This window comes from Maritimimonas sp. 2205BS37-2 (assembly GCF_056591755.1).
This window is the reverse complement of the sequence record NZ_JBWQOI010000002.1, coordinates 1,090,764-1,106,133: the sequence shown is the minus strand read 5'-3', so window position 1 is coordinate 1,106,133 and position 15,370 is coordinate 1,090,764. Positions and strand designations below refer to the sequence as shown.

At 33.0% G+C, this 15,370-nt stretch carries 13 protein-coding genes; 6 read left to right on the top strand and 7 right to left on the bottom strand.

The window, feature by feature from the left end; translation table 11 throughout:
• Positions 1-16: 16 nt before the first annotated feature.
• The 3 genes from rlmN to queA all read right to left on the bottom strand — a co-directional run bounded on the left by rlmN (position 17) and on the right by queA (position 4,577).
• Positions 17-1,057: a dual-specificity RNA methyltransferase RlmN gene (gene rlmN, locus AC1EUU_RS12400; protein WP_480201746.1), complete on the bottom strand. Its 1,041-nt coding sequence runs from the start codon at positions 1,055-1,057 to the stop codon at positions 17-19.
• 59 nt (positions 1,058-1,116) lie between these two features.
• Positions 1,117-3,435 carry a T9SS type A sorting domain-containing protein gene (locus AC1EUU_RS12395; RefSeq protein ID WP_480201745.1) on the bottom strand — a complete coding sequence of 773 codons (2,319 nt, stop codon included), beginning with the start codon at positions 3,433-3,435 and terminating at the stop codon, positions 1,117-1,119.
• Positions 3,436-3,527: 92 nt separating this feature from the next.
• Positions 3,528-4,577 (bottom strand): tRNA preQ1(34) S-adenosylmethionine ribosyltransferase-isomerase QueA, encoded by a 1,050-nt coding sequence (queA, locus tag AC1EUU_RS12390; protein ID WP_480201744.1) that lies wholly within the window; start codon positions 4,575-4,577, stop codon positions 3,528-3,530.
• A 131-nt stretch (positions 4,578-4,708) separates the two neighbouring features.
• On the opposite strand from queA, the gene ubiE reads away from it, so the two are divergent.
• Together ubiE and porT are read left to right on the top strand one after the other, a co-directional pair.
• On the top strand, positions 4,709-5,434 hold the full coding sequence (gene ubiE, locus AC1EUU_RS12385) for a bifunctional demethylmenaquinone methyltransferase/2-methoxy-6-polyprenyl-1,4-benzoquinol methylase UbiE (RefSeq protein WP_480201743.1): 726 nt from the start codon (positions 4,709-4,711) through the stop codon (positions 5,432-5,434).
• A 9-nt stretch (positions 5,435-5,443) separates the two neighbouring features.
• The gene (porT, locus tag AC1EUU_RS12380) at positions 5,444-6,181 is read left to right on the top strand and encodes a type IX secretion/gliding motility protein PorT/SprT (protein WP_480201742.1); all 738 of its coding nucleotides are present in this window, start codon (positions 5,444-5,446) and stop codon (positions 6,179-6,181) included.
• A 4-nt stretch (positions 6,182-6,185) separates the two neighbouring features.
• Here porT and AC1EUU_RS12375 read toward each other — a convergent pair whose 3' ends face one another.
• Positions 6,186-6,911 (bottom strand): TrmH family RNA methyltransferase, encoded by a 726-nt coding sequence (locus AC1EUU_RS12375; protein ID WP_480201741.1) that lies wholly within the window; start codon positions 6,909-6,911, stop codon positions 6,186-6,188.
• 68 nt (positions 6,912-6,979) lie between these two features.
• Here AC1EUU_RS12375 and tamL point away from each other — a divergent pair, with 68 nt between their 5' ends.
• From tamL to accD, 3 genes are all read left to right on the top strand, one after another.
• Entirely contained in the window at positions 6,980-9,553 is a 2,574-nt protein-coding gene (tamL, locus tag AC1EUU_RS12370; protein WP_480201740.1) for a translocation and assembly module lipoprotein TamL, read from the top strand.
• 95 nt (positions 9,554-9,648) lie between these two features.
• A complete protein-coding gene (fbaA, locus tag AC1EUU_RS12365) occupies positions 9,649-10,716 on the top strand; it encodes a class II fructose-bisphosphate aldolase (RefSeq protein ID WP_480201739.1) in 1,068 nt (355 codons plus the stop codon).
• A gap of 55 nt (positions 10,717-10,771) precedes the next feature.
• Positions 10,772-11,632, top strand: a complete 861-nt coding sequence (gene accD, locus AC1EUU_RS12360; RefSeq protein WP_480201738.1) for an acetyl-CoA carboxylase, carboxyltransferase subunit beta — start codon at positions 10,772-10,774, stop codon at positions 11,630-11,632.
• 43 nt (positions 11,633-11,675) lie between these two features.
• Here accD and AC1EUU_RS12355 read toward each other — a convergent pair whose 3' ends face one another.
• Complete coding sequence (locus AC1EUU_RS12355; RefSeq protein ID WP_480201737.1) at positions 11,676-12,527, bottom strand: hypothetical protein; 852 nt, start codon at positions 12,525-12,527, stop codon at positions 11,676-11,678.
• Positions 12,528-12,719: 192 nt separating this feature from the next.
• Here AC1EUU_RS12355 and AC1EUU_RS12350 point away from each other — a divergent pair, with 192 nt between their 5' ends.
• Entirely contained in the window at positions 12,720-13,682 is a 963-nt protein-coding gene (locus AC1EUU_RS12350; RefSeq protein WP_480201736.1) for a FlgO family outer membrane protein, read from the top strand.
• A 6-nt stretch (positions 13,683-13,688) separates the two neighbouring features.
• On the opposite strand, the gene AC1EUU_RS12345 is transcribed toward AC1EUU_RS12350, so the two are convergent.
• Both AC1EUU_RS12345 and AC1EUU_RS12340 read right to left on the bottom strand, forming a co-directional pair.
• A complete protein-coding gene (locus tag AC1EUU_RS12345; RefSeq protein WP_480201735.1) occupies positions 13,689-14,423 on the bottom strand; it encodes a hypothetical protein in 735 nt (244 codons plus the stop codon).
• A gap of 23 nt (positions 14,424-14,446) precedes the next feature.
• Positions 14,447-15,217: a hypothetical protein gene (locus AC1EUU_RS12340; protein WP_480201734.1), complete on the bottom strand. Its 771-nt coding sequence runs from the start codon at positions 15,215-15,217 to the stop codon at positions 14,447-14,449.
• Positions 15,218-15,370 lie beyond the last annotated feature (153 nt).

Below are 15,370 nucleotides of genomic sequence, written 5' to 3'. Positions count from 1 at the left end.
TTGCGTGAAGGTTAAATTAGGTAGTCTTATTTGCTAATTGACCACAGGCAGCATCAATATCTTTACCTCTACTACGGCGTACATTAACTACAATTCTATTTGCCTCTAAGGTTTTTATATACATATCAATCGCCTCGGGTGATGCCTGTTGAAATTCGCCATCGTCAATGGCATTGTATTCTATTAGGTTTACTTTACACGGTACTTTTTTGCAATAGGCAACCAATGCATCAACATCTTTTTGGGTGTCATTAATATTTTTCCAAACTACATATTCAAAAGTGATTCTCTTTTTAGTTTTGGCATACCAGTACTGTAATGATTCTAGAAGCTCGGCCAAATTGCTTTTTTCATTTATTGGCATCATTCTACTTCTTACCTCATCAATAGCTGAATGTAGTGAAACGGCGAGGTTAAATTTCACCTCATCATCTGCCATTTTTTTAATCATCTTTGGTATACCAACCGTAGAAAGTGTGATTCGCTTTGGAGACATCCCCAAGCCCTCGTCTGAAGTAATCTTATCAATTGAAGTTAGTACATTTTTATAGTTTAAAAGAGGTTCGCCCATCCCCATAAAAACTATGTTTGATAATTTATGATTATGATATAACCTACTTTGTTTATCTATTGCTACAACTTGATCGTAAATTTCATCAGGGTTTAAATTTCGCATTCGCTTTAATCGGGCCGTTGCGCAAAAGTTACAATCTAAACTACACCCTACTTGACTTGATACACATGCAGTAGTTCGTGTTTCTGTAGGGATCAATACCGATTCTACAATTAAATTATCATGGAGTTTAATAGCATTTTTTATGGTACCATCTGTAGATCGTTGCATTTGATCTACTTCAACATGATTAATAACAAAATGTTCCTTGAGCATGGCCCTTGTTTCTTTTGAAATATTCGTCATATCTTCAAAAGAATGAGCAGCTTTATTCCATAACCATTCATATACCTGATTCCCACGAAACGACTTATCGTTATTTTCTACAAAAAAATTTCGAAGCTCTTCTTTTGTTAAGGCCCGTATATCTTTCTTTTCTATCATTCCCGCAAAAATATAAAATCCTGCCGAAGCAGGATTTATTATATAAAAAGTATTGAAAATTATCTAGCTAGTATCACTGGTTTAATCACCTCTTCACCACTTATCTGACTAGTAATTCGAATAAAGAATATATTCCCCACAAGATGAGAAATGTCTAATTCATTAGTTTGCAATTGTCCATTATACACCTTTTGGCCTAGCTGATTAAAAACCTCGTATTCTAAACCAGAAACAAAGCCTATAACATTATAAATTCCATCTGTTGAAGGGTTTGGATATAACACAATATTTTCTGGTTGAAAATTAAGATCATCAACCTTTATTTTGGTAATGTCTTTAAATTCAAATGTACCATTACTTTCGTAGATAACGGTGTCATTGTCTAGCTTCAAGCTAAAAGAACCGTTGCCCGAGTTACAGCAAATTCCATTACCCAAACTGTCATTAATTTCAAACGTATAACACATTTGACTCTGCACTATAAATGACTCTTCAATAGTGATCCCCTGCTGGTTAGAACTATAAGGGCCACCACTTGCAATAACAGTATTATTTTCATCTTTAAACTGCCAAGACGTTTGATTAGGGAAATTATCTGTTGTTAATGATAGTTTGACAATATTTGTTCTTAACCCATCGGCAATATTGAAATTTACGTTGCTTTCATTATCTAAGCTATTCTGATCTGCAGCTTCATTTAGGCTAATAATATTTGCTCTCAATGTATGAGTTCCTGCATTCACTGTTACAGAGGGTAATTGAATTGATTCTGATGCACCACTTTCCAATGATCCTGTCCACTGAAACTGAGTTTGGCTTTGATTATCTACAAACCAATCTATGTTCGCACTTGTTAAGGTATTTAACCCTTCATTTCGAAGAATGATACTTGGGGTGGCAGAAAAATTATCACAATTGATACTAACTGAAGATGAATTCAAAGATCCATCAAGAGCCAATTTTTCTTCAGCGATAAAGCTATCTAAAGTTAACGGACTCAAATTAAGAGGGTCTAACCAATCTCTTAGTCTCTCAGAAGAACTTGCTCCTTGATCCCAGGCTACTGCAAAACGTCCATATATATCAAATTCATTATTATCGATGGTTCCGTTACATGCTGCCTGCCCGGCGAAAAGCTCACCAATAATATGTCCGTTTTGATTAAATAATGGGGACCCCGATGAACCTCCTTCCGTTACACCTATTTCCCATCCGTCGCCGCTCCCTTGGCTACCTCCTCCTATAAGCCATACTTCGGTTCCACTCGCATTTGCTTTGGTGGCACCCGAGTCATCTCTGGCAACTTTCATAATATCACCTGAAGGATGATGAATTCCAACCTCAAATGATGGGTTGCTGTCAGATCTGTCCCACCCGGCATAGGTTAATTCCCAATCTTCCGGAATAGCATTATTAATTTCAACAAGCATATAGTCTGATCCTTCATTTCTAGCTCTTAAAGTAGCACCGCTCATGGTGAGGTTTTCTGCACTATTAGTACTGTTTGTTGTAGAACCACAAACCGGGTTTGGGCTTATCCAATTAAATCGCATCGAATACAGTGCTGGATTCGATGGGTTATCATTATTATCAAAAAAACAATGATTCGCAGTTAAGAAATATGGTGTTTTATCTTCTGCAGTATTATTCACTAAAGCTCCAGAGCAAATAAATCCATTACCCATACTTAAAAAGGCAACCGATTTCTTTAAAAGATTTTTTTGATCTTCAAAATCTTGACCAATTGGACAATCAACATCGTGATTACAATCTCCCGAGTCGTTTAGCCCTTTTGTATTTAAGTTATAATTTTTTTGAAATTCTTTTCCTAAGCGATATCCGTGAACAAGCGAAGAAATATGTAATTTGCCTTCATTCTTTACTTCTTTGGGTTCAAAATATTCTAACCACACTTTATCACCTCTAACTAACCAGGTGCCTAACATTTGATGCTCATTATTTACTTGGCTCGTGTAGGCTCCTAATAGATCTGACCTGTCATCATTATATAAATACAAATTTGCGCCATTGGGTAGATAAAAATTATCAAAATTAAAGCTCAGGTTTATTGCTTGTGGAGAATGAAATGCTATACGCCAAATTCTATCTCCATTATCAAGTTCAGTCCACACACCTCCATTTGCTAATCCATAGTTTACCTCACGTTGAATACCGTAGCGCCATGGTTTTCCTTGAATCAAATCATTTTTTTGATCCTCTTCTTTTATTTGTTTTATATCTAATGCTGGTAATTGAATAGATGTTAATCCGAGCTTATTGTTATTTAAACTCCAACTAACAGGTTTACCTTTGTTGGTAGTTTGTGCAAAGCTGTAAGAAAAAATTAAAATTAAAGCACTGGTAAAAATAATTCTCATGTCTCCCCTTTATTGATGAGGTAAATATACTGTTTTAAAATAAAAAGCCTTAAGAAAATTCTTAAGGCTTTTTAAATATAAGTAATATCTTTTTACAGTATTAGCATGGCGTCACCATACGAGTAAAAATTGTATTTTTCTTTAATTGCTTCAGCATAGGCCTCCTTAAGGAAATCGTGCCCGGCAAAAGCTGCTGTCATCATCATTAGTGTTGATTGCGGTGTATGAAAGTTCGTAATCATAGCATTAGCGATACTAAAATCATATGGAGGAAAGATAAACTTATGTGTCCAACCTTTAAATGGTTTTAAACGATTATCTGCAGATACCGAACTTTCCATAGTTCGCATTACTGTAGTACCAACAGCACATACCTTTCTTTTATTGCTTAGCGCTTCATTGACAGATTTTGCAGCATTCTCTGGTATGTGAATTTCTTCTGAATCCATTTTGTGCTTAGATAAATCTTCTACTTCTACTGGTTGAAAAGTACCTAAACCAACATGCAGTGTCACTTCTGCTAAATCAACTCCTTTAATTTCTAATCTTTTTAGTAAATGCTTAGAAAAATGTAGACCTGCCGTTGGTGCTGCAACGGCTCCTTCATGTTTTGCATATATTGTTTGGTAGCGTTCGGCATCTTGAGGCTCTGCTTCTCGTTTAATATATTTTGGCAATGGAGTTTCTCCTAAATCCTGCAATTTTTTTCTAAACTCTTCATAACTACCGTCAAATAAGAAACGTAATGTTCTTCCACGAGAAGTTGTATTATCAATTACCTCTGCTACTAAATCGTCATTGTCTCCAAAAAATAATTTGTTCCCAATTCTAATTTTACGAGCCGGATCAACCAGAACATCCCATAAGCGGCTTTCTTTATTCAATTCTCTTAACAAGAATACTTCAATTCTTGCTCCAGTCTTCTCCTTATTACCATATAATCTGGCCGGAAAAACTTTAGTATTATTAAAAACCATGATATCGTCTTCGTCAAAATACTGAACTAAATCTTTAAACAATTTATGTTCTATAGTTTGATCTTTACGATTTAACACCATTAGGCGTGCTTCATCTCTTACCTCTGAAGGATATTCGGCTAATAATTCTTTGGGTAAGTCAAATTTAAAATGTGATAATTTCATGTGAGTTCTTAATCTATTTTCGTGAAAATGAGCGCAAATATACAATATCAACATAGGGCTTGTCAAGTAAATAACCAAATATTTAATTCTTCTGTCTTGACTGATTATGTATCTTTGCCGAAAATAGATTTATGGCCGCTAAAGTTACACCATACAAGGATGCTAGAAGTAAAAAAGAGCAGGTAGCTGAAATGTTTGATAACGTTTCTTATAAATACGATTTTTTAAATCGACTACTAACTTTTGGTATTGATATGAAATGGAGAAAACTAGTGGTTAAAACAGTTGCTAAGAAAAATCCGAAACAAATACTTGATATTGCCACAGGCACAGGTGATTTTGCTTTAATGCTTTCTAAATTAAATCCTGATAAGGTCGTTGGCCTCGACCTCTCACAAGGGATGCTTAACGTGGGAATTGAAAAAGTAAAAAAGAAAAATTTAGAACATTTAATAGAAATGGTTCAAGGAGATTCAGAAAATCTTTCTTTTGAAGATAATAGTTTCGATGCTATTACCGTTGGCTTTGGCGTAAGGAATTTTGAAAATCTTGATAAGGGATTGCAAGAAATTTATCGTGTTTTAAAACCAAATGGAGTCTTTGTAGTTTTGGAAACCTCTCAACCAGAAGGGTTTATTATGAAACCTTTATTTAAATTCTATTCGAAATATATCATTCCAACCATTGGAAAAATCTTTTCTAAAGATAAAAGAGCTTACGATTATCTACCCGAATCTGCAGCTGTTTTCCCTTATGGAAAAAACTTCAACAATATTTTGCAAAAAAATGGGTTTATTAATACAACTAACAAGCCTTTAACTTTTGGAATTGCTTCCATGTACACAGCAACAAAGTAAATTTTAGCAATGAATCGATTTTTTATCCCCTTACTAAGCATAGTATTGTTAGTATCTTCAAATTTATATGCTCAAAAAAGAGATAAGGTAGAGTATCTCCCTAATTTTGACAAGAAACAATTACATTTTGGATATTATCTTGGCCTCAATAAAAAAGGTTTTAAAATTAGATATAATGATATTAATGGTGTTGTAAATAATTTTGACACCGATTATATAACCGTTGAAGAGTCTTATGGGTTTAATATCGGTCTGGTAATCGATTATAGATTACATGACAATATTAATTTAAGATTTGAACCAGGACTTTCAAGTAATACTAAAACTCTTACCTACAATCCGGTTGTGGTTGATCCAAATGATGCTCAACTTGCTGGTAATGTCAGGGATGTTCCGGGCACTTATGCTCGATTTCCATTATTATTAAAATTTAGCACAAATCGAATACATAATATGCGTGCTTTTGTTATTGGAGGTGTATCTTATGATTATAATTTTTCTAGTAATCAGAATAACTCCGATGATAATTTTAGTGGTGAATTTAGAATGAAAACAAGTAATTTCTCTTATGAAATTGGGCTAGGAGTAGATATATACCTATACTTTTTTAAATTTTCTCCATCAATAAGAGGTGTTTTTGCAATTAACAACGAGATTGTTCCTGATAATTTTAATGGAAGTCCTTATACTGGCCCTGTTGATTATTTTGGTACGCGAGGCGTATTTTTAAATTTTACTTTTGAGTAAGCACTTAAGCTCTTCGAAATTCATTAAGGAGAATTGCAGTAGCTGTAGCCACATTTAAACTTTCTGTTTGCTGTAAATTTCCAAATCTTGGTATTGTAACTTTATGAGTTAATAGTTTCGATACTTCTACGGAAATACCATTGGCTTCATTACCCATTACCAAAACCCCTTCTGGGTTAATTTTTGCTTTATGAATGTTTTCACCATTCATAACGGCACCAAAAACAGGCATATCAATATCATTTAAAATATCTGTGAGGTTTGTATACAAGATTGATACACGAGTTAAAGATCCCATGGTTGCCTGAACGACCTTAGAATTATAACAATCTACTGTATCTTTCGAACAAATAATTTGTTGAACACCAAACCAATCACAAAGTCTTATTATGGTTCCTAAGTTGCCTGGGTCATTAACTGCATCAAGCGCGATGATCAGTCCTTTTTTATCTAAAGGTTTTTCTTTTGGCATTTTAAATACTCCCAATACTTTATTAGGGGTCTTGAGTGAACTAATTTTTTTCAATTCAGTTTCACTTAAAAAGATTGCATCTTTAATTGCATTTTTCTCTGAAAAATCTTCGCTTTGAAATAAAAATTCGCATTCAAAGTTTGAGTTTAAGAACTCATTTACCGTTTTAACACCTTCTGCAATAAATAAACCATATTTATTTCGGTACTTTTTTTGCTGTAAACTTGTAATTAATTTTAATTGATTTTTGCTCAGCATTTAAATAATATTACATTTGGTATTATTTGGATATTTTTGCTTTTCAGAAAACTAAAAATTGGCTTGTATTGCTTAACATTTGTACGAAAATAGTATTATTTATTCTATTACTAGCCTTTCTTATTTCATGTAATGTTGTTAAGCATGTTCAAGATGGAGAGTACTTACTTGATAAAAACACCATTTTAGTCAATGGTAAAAAGAAGGTCTCATTAGAACTTCAAAGTTATTTACAGCAAAAACCCAATCAGCGCATCTTAGGGATTCCGTTCTCGCTATTAATCTATAACCTTGGGAATTTAGACACCACAGCGGTTCAATGGCCAGATAATAAGCCGCGTTTTAAAAATTGGTTTGCTAAAACCTTTTCTGATAAACAGCTAAACGCCTTGCGAAGAACTTCAATTGGCTTTAATAGATGGTTATTAAAAAGTGGTAATGCACCGGTAATCTCAGATCTTGATAAAGTTGAAAAATCTGCATCTGCCCTAGAGCGTTATTATTTTAATAATGGATTTTGGGATGCCACAGCCTCTTTTAAAGAACTTCAAGCAAAAAATAAAAGAGTCCAAATAGAATATTCTATAGTTACAGGAGAGCCTTATTTTCTCGATTCTATAGCTGCGCAAATAGAGTCTGCCGTGCTAGATTCAATTTATAAACGGCATATAGACAAATCTATAATTGCTCAAGGTCAGCAGTTTAAACTTAAAAACTTCGAAGATGAAGAAAACCGCATAGTCTCTCTTTTTAGAAATTCTGGTATTTATCATTTTGGTAAAAATATTATGACTTTTGATATTGACACTACAAGTAATCAAGAGCATAAGCATGGAGTTCAACTAAAAATTCCTAACAGATTTATAGAAGTAAACGATAGTATTTACAGTGTGCCGTATAAAATCCAAAAGATTAAGGCTGTAAACGTTTATACCGATTTTTCATTTAATACAAAAGATCAAAAAATAAAAGATTCCGCAACCTATAACAAGATTAATTTTTATTCAATTGATGAGTTAAAATACAACCCGAAATACTTATCAAATTCAATTATAATTCAGCCAGATAGTGTTTATAAAGATTCTGAGAGAGACCTTACTAGAAAGTATCTGAGAGACTTACAAAATTTTCGGCCATCTATTGATATTAAGTATGTAGAAAATGAAGATGAAACATTAACCGCTAATATATTTTTAACCCCTCTTAAAAAATATTCTTTAGGATGGGATACAGAATTCACCACATCTAATATCAAACCTTTCGGGATTTTAGGCAAACTCTCTTTTTTAAATAGAAATGTATTTAAAGGAGCTGAAATATTTGAATTATCATTTCAAGGATCATTCTTAAATACGTCTATCGCTGCTGATGCGAGTAATAACTCTTTTTTTAATGCTTTAGAAATTGGATCAAGTGCTTCATTAAAAATTCCAAGGATATTATTTCCGTTAAATACCAGTAAAATCATTCCAAAAAGAATGACCCCAAAAACTAATATAAGTTTGAGTTTAGGTTTTCAAGAAAATATTGGTTTAGATAGACAAAATATTACGGGTAGTCTTGATTATACTTGGCAAAGTTCAAGAACCACAAGCCATAAGTTAGAGCTTTTAAATGTTCAATACATCAACAATAGAAATGAAGGTAGATACTTTGAAGTATATAAATCAGAATTCAATAAGCTAAATGCTATATCTGGTGATGCTTCCCCAATTAATGGTTTGGGTACTATCGTTGTTCCGGAAAACGAGCGAGATAATTTTTATACACTTGACTCAGAAGGGAATGAAGTGTTGATTGCCCAGGAGTATATAAATTATGTTTTAGATTCAGACAATCCGTTTGCCATAAGTCAGCCAGAGGAATTCAATTTTGTCAATAATGTAGAAGAGCAACGTAAAATTCTTGTGGAGGATGTTCTTGTTCCGGTTATTTCTTATGGCATTACTTATAACAATCGAGAAAACTTTAGAGATAATAGCTTTTCGACCTTTTCGGGTAGATTGATTTCTTCTGGTTCTGTTACTTCTTCTTTTACTAATAAAACGAATGAAAATGGTAGAAAGGTTCTGTTTGGTTTGCCAATAGCACAGTATATAAAAACAGAACTAGAGCATAAAAAGTATTGGGCTTTTAATGAAAACAGCACCTTAGTATTTAGAAATTTTATTGGTATTGCCGTTCCATTTGGAAACTCAGATGAAATTCCCTTTAGTAGAAGCTACCGTGCAGGAGGGTCTAATGATATTCGCGCTTGGAGAACTTTTGACTTAGGCCCGGGTTCAGAATTAAGCACTTTAGAATTTAATGTTGGTAATTTAAAATTCACCTCTAATCTTGAATATCGATTTAAGTTGATTAATAGCTTAAATGCTGCACTTTTTATCGATGCCGGTAATATATGGGATATTGCTAATTCTTCAGTTTCTTCGCCAGAAGCTAAGTTCACAGGTTTTAATTCTGTAAAAGACATTGCTGTTGGTTCAGGTTTTGGAGCACGTTATGATTTTAGCTTTTTAATATTTCGATTCGATATTGGGTTTAAGACCTATGAACCTTACCTGCCTAATTCTAATAAATGGTTTAAAAATTATAACTTTAATCGCGCTGTTTATAATATTGGTATTAACTATCCCTTCTAGATTTCATCTCTATCGATTTCGTTGTTTTATAATTAGCGTAATTAAAAAATAACTACTTTTATATCCTTAAATTTTACATTCAAAAAACTGAAAAAATGAATCATCAAATCAAACCTGGTGTAGCCACAGGAAGAGAAGTTCAAGAGATATTTAAGCTAGCCAAAGAAAAAAGCTTTGCATTACCAGCTGTTAATGTAGTAGGTTCAAATAGTATTAACGCTGTTTTAGAAACAGCTGCTGAACTAAATTCACCTGTAATTATTCAATTTTCTAATGGAGGTGCTCAATTTAATGCTGGAAAAGGGTTGTCTAATGAAGGGCAAAAAGCAGCAATTGCCGGAGCTGTTGCTGGAGCTAAACATGTACACCTAATGGCTGAAGCTTATGGTGTTCCTGTAATTTTACATACAGACCACTGTGCTAAAAAATTACTTCCTTGGATTGATGGTCTTTTAGATGCCAGTGAAGAGTATTTTGCTAAAACAGGTAAGCCACTATATAGTTCTCATATGATTGACCTTTCTGAAGAGCCTATAGAAGAAAACATTGAAATATGTAAACAATACCTAGAGCGAATGAGCAAAATGGGGATGACACTTGAAATTGAATTAGGTATTACTGGTGGTGAAGAAGATGGTGTTGATAATACCGATGTAGATGATTCAAAGCTATACACGCAACCAGAAGAAGTAGCATATGCATACGAAGAACTAAACAAGGTGAGTGATCAATTTACAGTGGCCGCCGCTTTTGGTAATGTTCATGGAGTTTATAAACCAGGAAATGTTAAACTTACTCCAAAAATTCTAAAAAATTCACAAGAATATGTTTCTGAGAAATATAATGTCGATCATAATCATATTGATTTTGTTTTTCACGGAGGATCTGGTTCTACATTAGATGAAATACGTGAGGCGATTGGTTACGGAGTTATTAAAATGAATATTGATACTGACCTTCAGTATGCATTTATGAGTGGAATTCGAGATTATATGGCAGATAAATCAGATTATTTACAAAGTCAAATTGGTAATCCTGACGGAGATGATGTTCCTAATAAAAAATTCTACGATCCAAGAAAATGGCTTCGTGAGGGAGAATTTACCTTTAAAGATAGACTAAAGCAAGCTTTCGAAGATTTGAATAATGTGAATACATTATAGCACTTACTTCAAGTAATTTTTTAGTAACTTGCCTGCCCAAATAATTAGATAGCCTATGTCTGCTTGGTTTAAACGTAAAGATAAGGGGATACAAACTCCTACCGAAGAAAAAAAAGATGTTCCTAAGGGGTTATGGTATAAAACGCCTAGTGGAAAAATTGTAGATACAGAAGAGTTAAAAGAAAATTACTATGTGAGTCCTGAAGATGGATATCATGTACGAATTGGAAGTAAAGAATATTTTGAAATTTTATTTGACGATGATAAGTTTGAGGAGTTAAATGCTGGTATTACGGCAAAAGATCCTTTAAAATTTGTTGACACAAAAAAATATACCGATCGCTTAAAGGATGCCCAAGAAAAATCAAAGCTTAAAGATGCAGTTCGCACAGCTGTAGGAAAGTCACTTGGAAAAGACTTGGTAGTTGCATGCATGGATTTTGCTTTTATTGGAGGTTCTATGGGTAGTGTTGTTGGTGAAAAAATAGCACGTGCCATTGATTATTCAATACAGAATAAAATTCCATTTTTAATGGTTTCAAAATCTGGCGGTGCTCGTATGCAAGAGGCTTCTTTATCGCTTATGCAATTAGTAAAGACTTCTGCTAAGCTTGCTCAACTTTCTGAAGCTAAAATTCCTTACATTTCGTTATGTACAGACCCTACAACTGGAGGTACTACCGCTTCTTATGCTATGCTAGGAGATATAAATATAGCTGAGCCAAATGCTTTAGTAGCTTTTGCAGGACCTCGAGTAGTAAAAGATACAGTGGGTAAAGATCTTCCTGAAGGTTTTCAACGTTCTGAATTTGTATTAGAACACGGATTTTTAGATAAAATCATTGAACGAAAAGATCTTAAAAAACAAATAAATCTTTACCTAGATTTAGTTCAAAATAATCCTATTAGATCATAAAAAATGCGGACCAAGGTCCGCATTTTTATTTTCCCTTTTTTAATTATCTCAGGTTACTCAGGTGAATTTCTCTTTCTTCACCACCATTAATACTCACAGTCGCTAAGTCATCACATTCGCCATCTCCATAATTCAGTATTGCATTGTTTTCGTTTTTATTCAATTCAATAATACCACTCACCAAAAATTTACATGCTAACTCTCTTCTTAAAGCTTCAATTACTTCAGCAGAAAGTACTGTACCATTTCTTTTAGTAAACATCCAATTACCAGTAATTAAAAACACATTATCTCCCCAAGCAGAAGTCCCTTGTCCTTCTATCATCTCTCTTATCTTAGTTCCTTTTTTATTTGCTGATGTTTCATCTGGCCAAGTTACCGTGATATCAAAAGTTTTTGTTGACTGAGGATTTCCATTTTCGTTAGACTTTTCTCTTAAAATAGATCCACTTCCTTCAACATTCTTATCATTAAATGTAAATCCATCAAATTCAAATGATTTCATAGCAGATACGCCAGGATCTTTTTCGTACGTTAAAATAATTTTCCCGCTCACTAGGTTTCCATTTCGTAATTCACACCCATCTCCAAAATCAATGGTTACCGTCTTCATATTCTGCACAAGTACTATAGTAATGGTAACACAGTCAGGCAAGTATCGATCGGTTGGACTTGATTTTGTTTCAGGAAACTCTGCCGTTGTGAAAGCTTCTTCAATAATGGCGCTCGTTTCGTCAGAAATTTTATCAACCTCTGCTTCTTCTTCAGCTGCTTTAAGGTCTACTTCAGAAGATAGATTATCGTCTATTACCTCTTCACTATCGCTACAGCTAGTAAACACTAAACTAAAAAGTGCTAAAGCTATAATTCCAATTCTTAAATTAATTTTTTTCATCACACAAATTTTAAAGTTCTGTTTCTAAGACTTACGATATGTAAAAAGGTTTAATCTATCATTTTTAAAATTATTACGGGAATCCTCAAAATTTTAATAAAAGCTTTTCTTTTTTTTGTAATCTCACTCTATTTAGTTTTACTGATAATCTAAATGCTATTAACCTAGAAGAATCAATACAACCCTTCCCTTATGAAGCTAAATATTATTACTCTTATACTTATAAACCTATCTTTGGCCTTTAATTTAGCTGCCCAGGATTTTGATTCAAAACTGGAAAGATTAGCCGAAGATTTATCGAATAAAATTAACACTAAAGACAAGAAAAAAGTTGCTGTTTGGGGCTTCGTAACAGAGGGAGGGGAAAGAACTTCTTTGGGTAATTTTTTAACGGAAGATTTTTCTGTCTACATCACAAATTTTGGGGAAAATTACCAGGTAATCGATCGAAAGCATCTTGATATTATATTAAAAGAACATAAGTTAAACTCAGAAGGTTATATTGATGAAAAAACGGCCAAAGAACTGCAAAAAATTATTGCGGTTGATGCTATTATTACCGGCACTTATACGGTCTTAAATAAAACTATTAAAATTAGAGCTAAGGTATTAGATACAGAAACTGCTTTACAGTTTGGTGCAAATATGTCTAGTTTACCATTAAATGAAGACGTTGCTTCTTATTTGGGTATTAGTGTAAGTACTGAAAGTGAAGAAAACGCTACTAATAAAACCGTTACCTCAAAAGGAAATACAACGAATAAAGGGTTTAATATTCCTCTAAATTCTAACGAAACTATTAATAATCCGGAGACTGTCGATTCAAAATGCAAGGAAACGAGCACAGGTGATATTTGCTTTAGTAATTCATTAGATGAGAAAGTAATTGTTAGAATTGCTTATTACTCTAATGCAACGTATTATCGACAAAGTGCCTATAAAACAATTATTCTAGATGCGAAGGAAACTAAATGTGCATTTGGAATCATCAATAGGCCTATTACGTTTTATGTTGCGTTATGGACAGATTTTATAGATGACAAGAAGTTTAGAGGAAGTGAGTCTTGGTTATCGTCTTATTACCCTAAGTTTCTTAAAGATAAAGGTGAGCTTAAAATAGAAGCCTGTAGATCTAAAACATACACAATCAAATAAAACCAATTACAATTTAATTCTTTTAATAGCATTGTCTACTGCCTCTTGTGAAGTTTTTAAACCTTGCCCCTTAAACGTGTGAGATTTTGATAAGATTCTTACTCTTTTTCCTGATGTTGTATACGTGGTGAAATTCAATTCTAAATAGCATATTATTACTTCTTCTGTACCCATTTTACTGTTGCCAAAAAAATGCTTGGCAGTGCCAATGCAGATATAGTCGGTATGCTTATTAAGGTTATTCCCTAACACTGAAATATTACCAGCAATTAAATTTTCTTCAATATCTGCGGTGAGCTTTTTAGGTAATACCAGATTTCCCGTTGTATTGTAATCATTAAATACTACATCTTGTAACTGCCTACCAATTTTATTGTTTAATTCTGAGTCTGGACCGAAAACAAAAACCGCCAAATCTTTTACCTCTTCCGTACTTATAACCAAAGGATTTAATGGGTCATTATTAGAATTGTCTTGCCCTATAACTCCTCTGGCTGATTTTACATTTTCATCTATCCTTTGGCCTTCTATTTGTTCGGGGGTGGCAAATGGTTCAGTAGACTTCTCTTTCACATTAGCACTATCCGTCAAAGAAGTTTCAGCTGCTTCTTCATGTATACTTGTATCATCTCTTTTATCGATTATATATGTAGAGATTTTAAACACTACTAAAACAACAATAAGTATTTTTACCAGTATTGATAACCAAAATTTAATTTTTCTCTCAGAATCAAGTTTCATAAAAAAGGGATGTATTGAAAAGGTTATAAGATATCATCAATTAAATCATCATTTTCAACCCCTTCATGATCATCTATTATATCGTTTAACACATTTGTAAGGTTTACTTCATTGTAATTTATTGGTACAAAAAACAACCCAATAGATCCAAAAATTCGATAGAAAAATGTAGCTCTTTTTCGTTCTCTTTTAACCTCTTTAAGTTGAATCTTTAAGTGTTCAATGATATCGTTTTGGATTTTTAGGTCGTCATTTACTTTCTTCTGGAACTCGCTAAAACGTTTATTTGCATCAATTAACTCATTGTTTAAATTTTCAAATTTTTCTTCAGTTATTTTGTTCAAAAGGTTTTCTAAATCTCTTTTCTTTTTATCAATGAACTGAACTTTTTCTGGGTGATCATCAAAAATAAATGCAATAATCTCATCTGAGGGCTTATTTTCTTTATAATGCTTTTCAATTTCTTCTTTATATGTTTTAGCGAATACTTTAAATCTTGTAGGTTTCTTCTTTTCAAAGAAATAGTAGGTAAGTACATTTAATGTTTTAATCTCGGGCTTATTATAGTCTTTGCGTACAATTTCGCCTTTCTTTAAATTCTCTCTCAGATTAAAGGCTCGCCTAATTGTTCTATCTGAAATGGTTTCATTATACAACCCCACTCCTTTAATCGAAATAATTTTATAGATATTATCTGACTCTGCTTCTTCTGATGTAAAACTGTATGCGAGTATTTGATCTGTTAGATATATAAAATCTGGTAAATATTCTTTGGTTAGCAGGTTAGATTTCATGGATTAAAAGTAGAAAAACTATTTTATTAAAATAGCCTTTCAACTTACTTAGAGTAATGCTTTTGTATGACACGTGTCTTTTCGCGTCATGACAAGGAATTAATTGTCAACGCATTAACAATTCATTTGTGACATAAACAATAAAAAATTTAT

Excerpts from the sequence above, each read along its gene's own strand:
- rlmN (WP_480201746.1), bottom strand. The coding sequence starts at position 1,057 with ATGATAGAAAAGAAAGATATACGGGCCTTAACAAAAGAAGAGCTTCGA.
- AC1EUU_RS12395 (WP_480201745.1), bottom strand. The coding sequence starts at position 3,435 with ATGAGAATTATTTTTACCAGTGCTTTAATTTTAATTTTTTCTTACAGC.
- AC1EUU_RS12345 (WP_480201735.1), bottom strand. The coding sequence starts at position 14,423 with ATGAAACTTGATTCTGAGAGAAAAATTAAATTTTGGTTATCAATACTG.
- AC1EUU_RS12350 (WP_480201736.1), top strand. The coding sequence starts at position 12,720 with ATGAAGCTAAATATTATTACTCTTATACTTATAAACCTATCTTTGGCC.
- AC1EUU_RS12355 (WP_480201737.1), bottom strand. The coding sequence starts at position 12,527 with ATGAAAAAAATTAATTTAAGAATTGGAATTATAGCTTTAGCACTTTTT.
- fbaA (WP_480201739.1), top strand. The coding sequence starts at position 9,649 with ATGAATCATCAAATCAAACCTGGTGTAGCCACAGGAAGAGAAGTTCAA.
- ubiE (WP_480201743.1), top strand. The coding sequence starts at position 4,709 with ATGGCCGCTAAAGTTACACCATACAAGGATGCTAGAAGTAAAAAAGAG.
- AC1EUU_RS12375 (WP_480201741.1), bottom strand. The coding sequence starts at position 6,911 with ATGCTGAGCAAAAATCAATTAAAATTAATTACAAGTTTACAGCAAAAA.
- AC1EUU_RS12340 (WP_480201734.1), bottom strand. The coding sequence starts at position 15,217 with ATGAAATCTAACCTGCTAACCAAAGAATATTTACCAGATTTTATATAT.
- accD (WP_480201738.1), top strand. The coding sequence starts at position 10,772 with ATGTCTGCTTGGTTTAAACGTAAAGATAAGGGGATACAAACTCCTACC.
- queA (WP_480201744.1), bottom strand. The coding sequence starts at position 4,577 with ATGAAATTATCACATTTTAAATTTGACTTACCCAAAGAATTATTAGCC.
- porT (WP_480201742.1), top strand. The coding sequence starts at position 5,444 with ATGAATCGATTTTTTATCCCCTTACTAAGCATAGTATTGTTAGTATCT.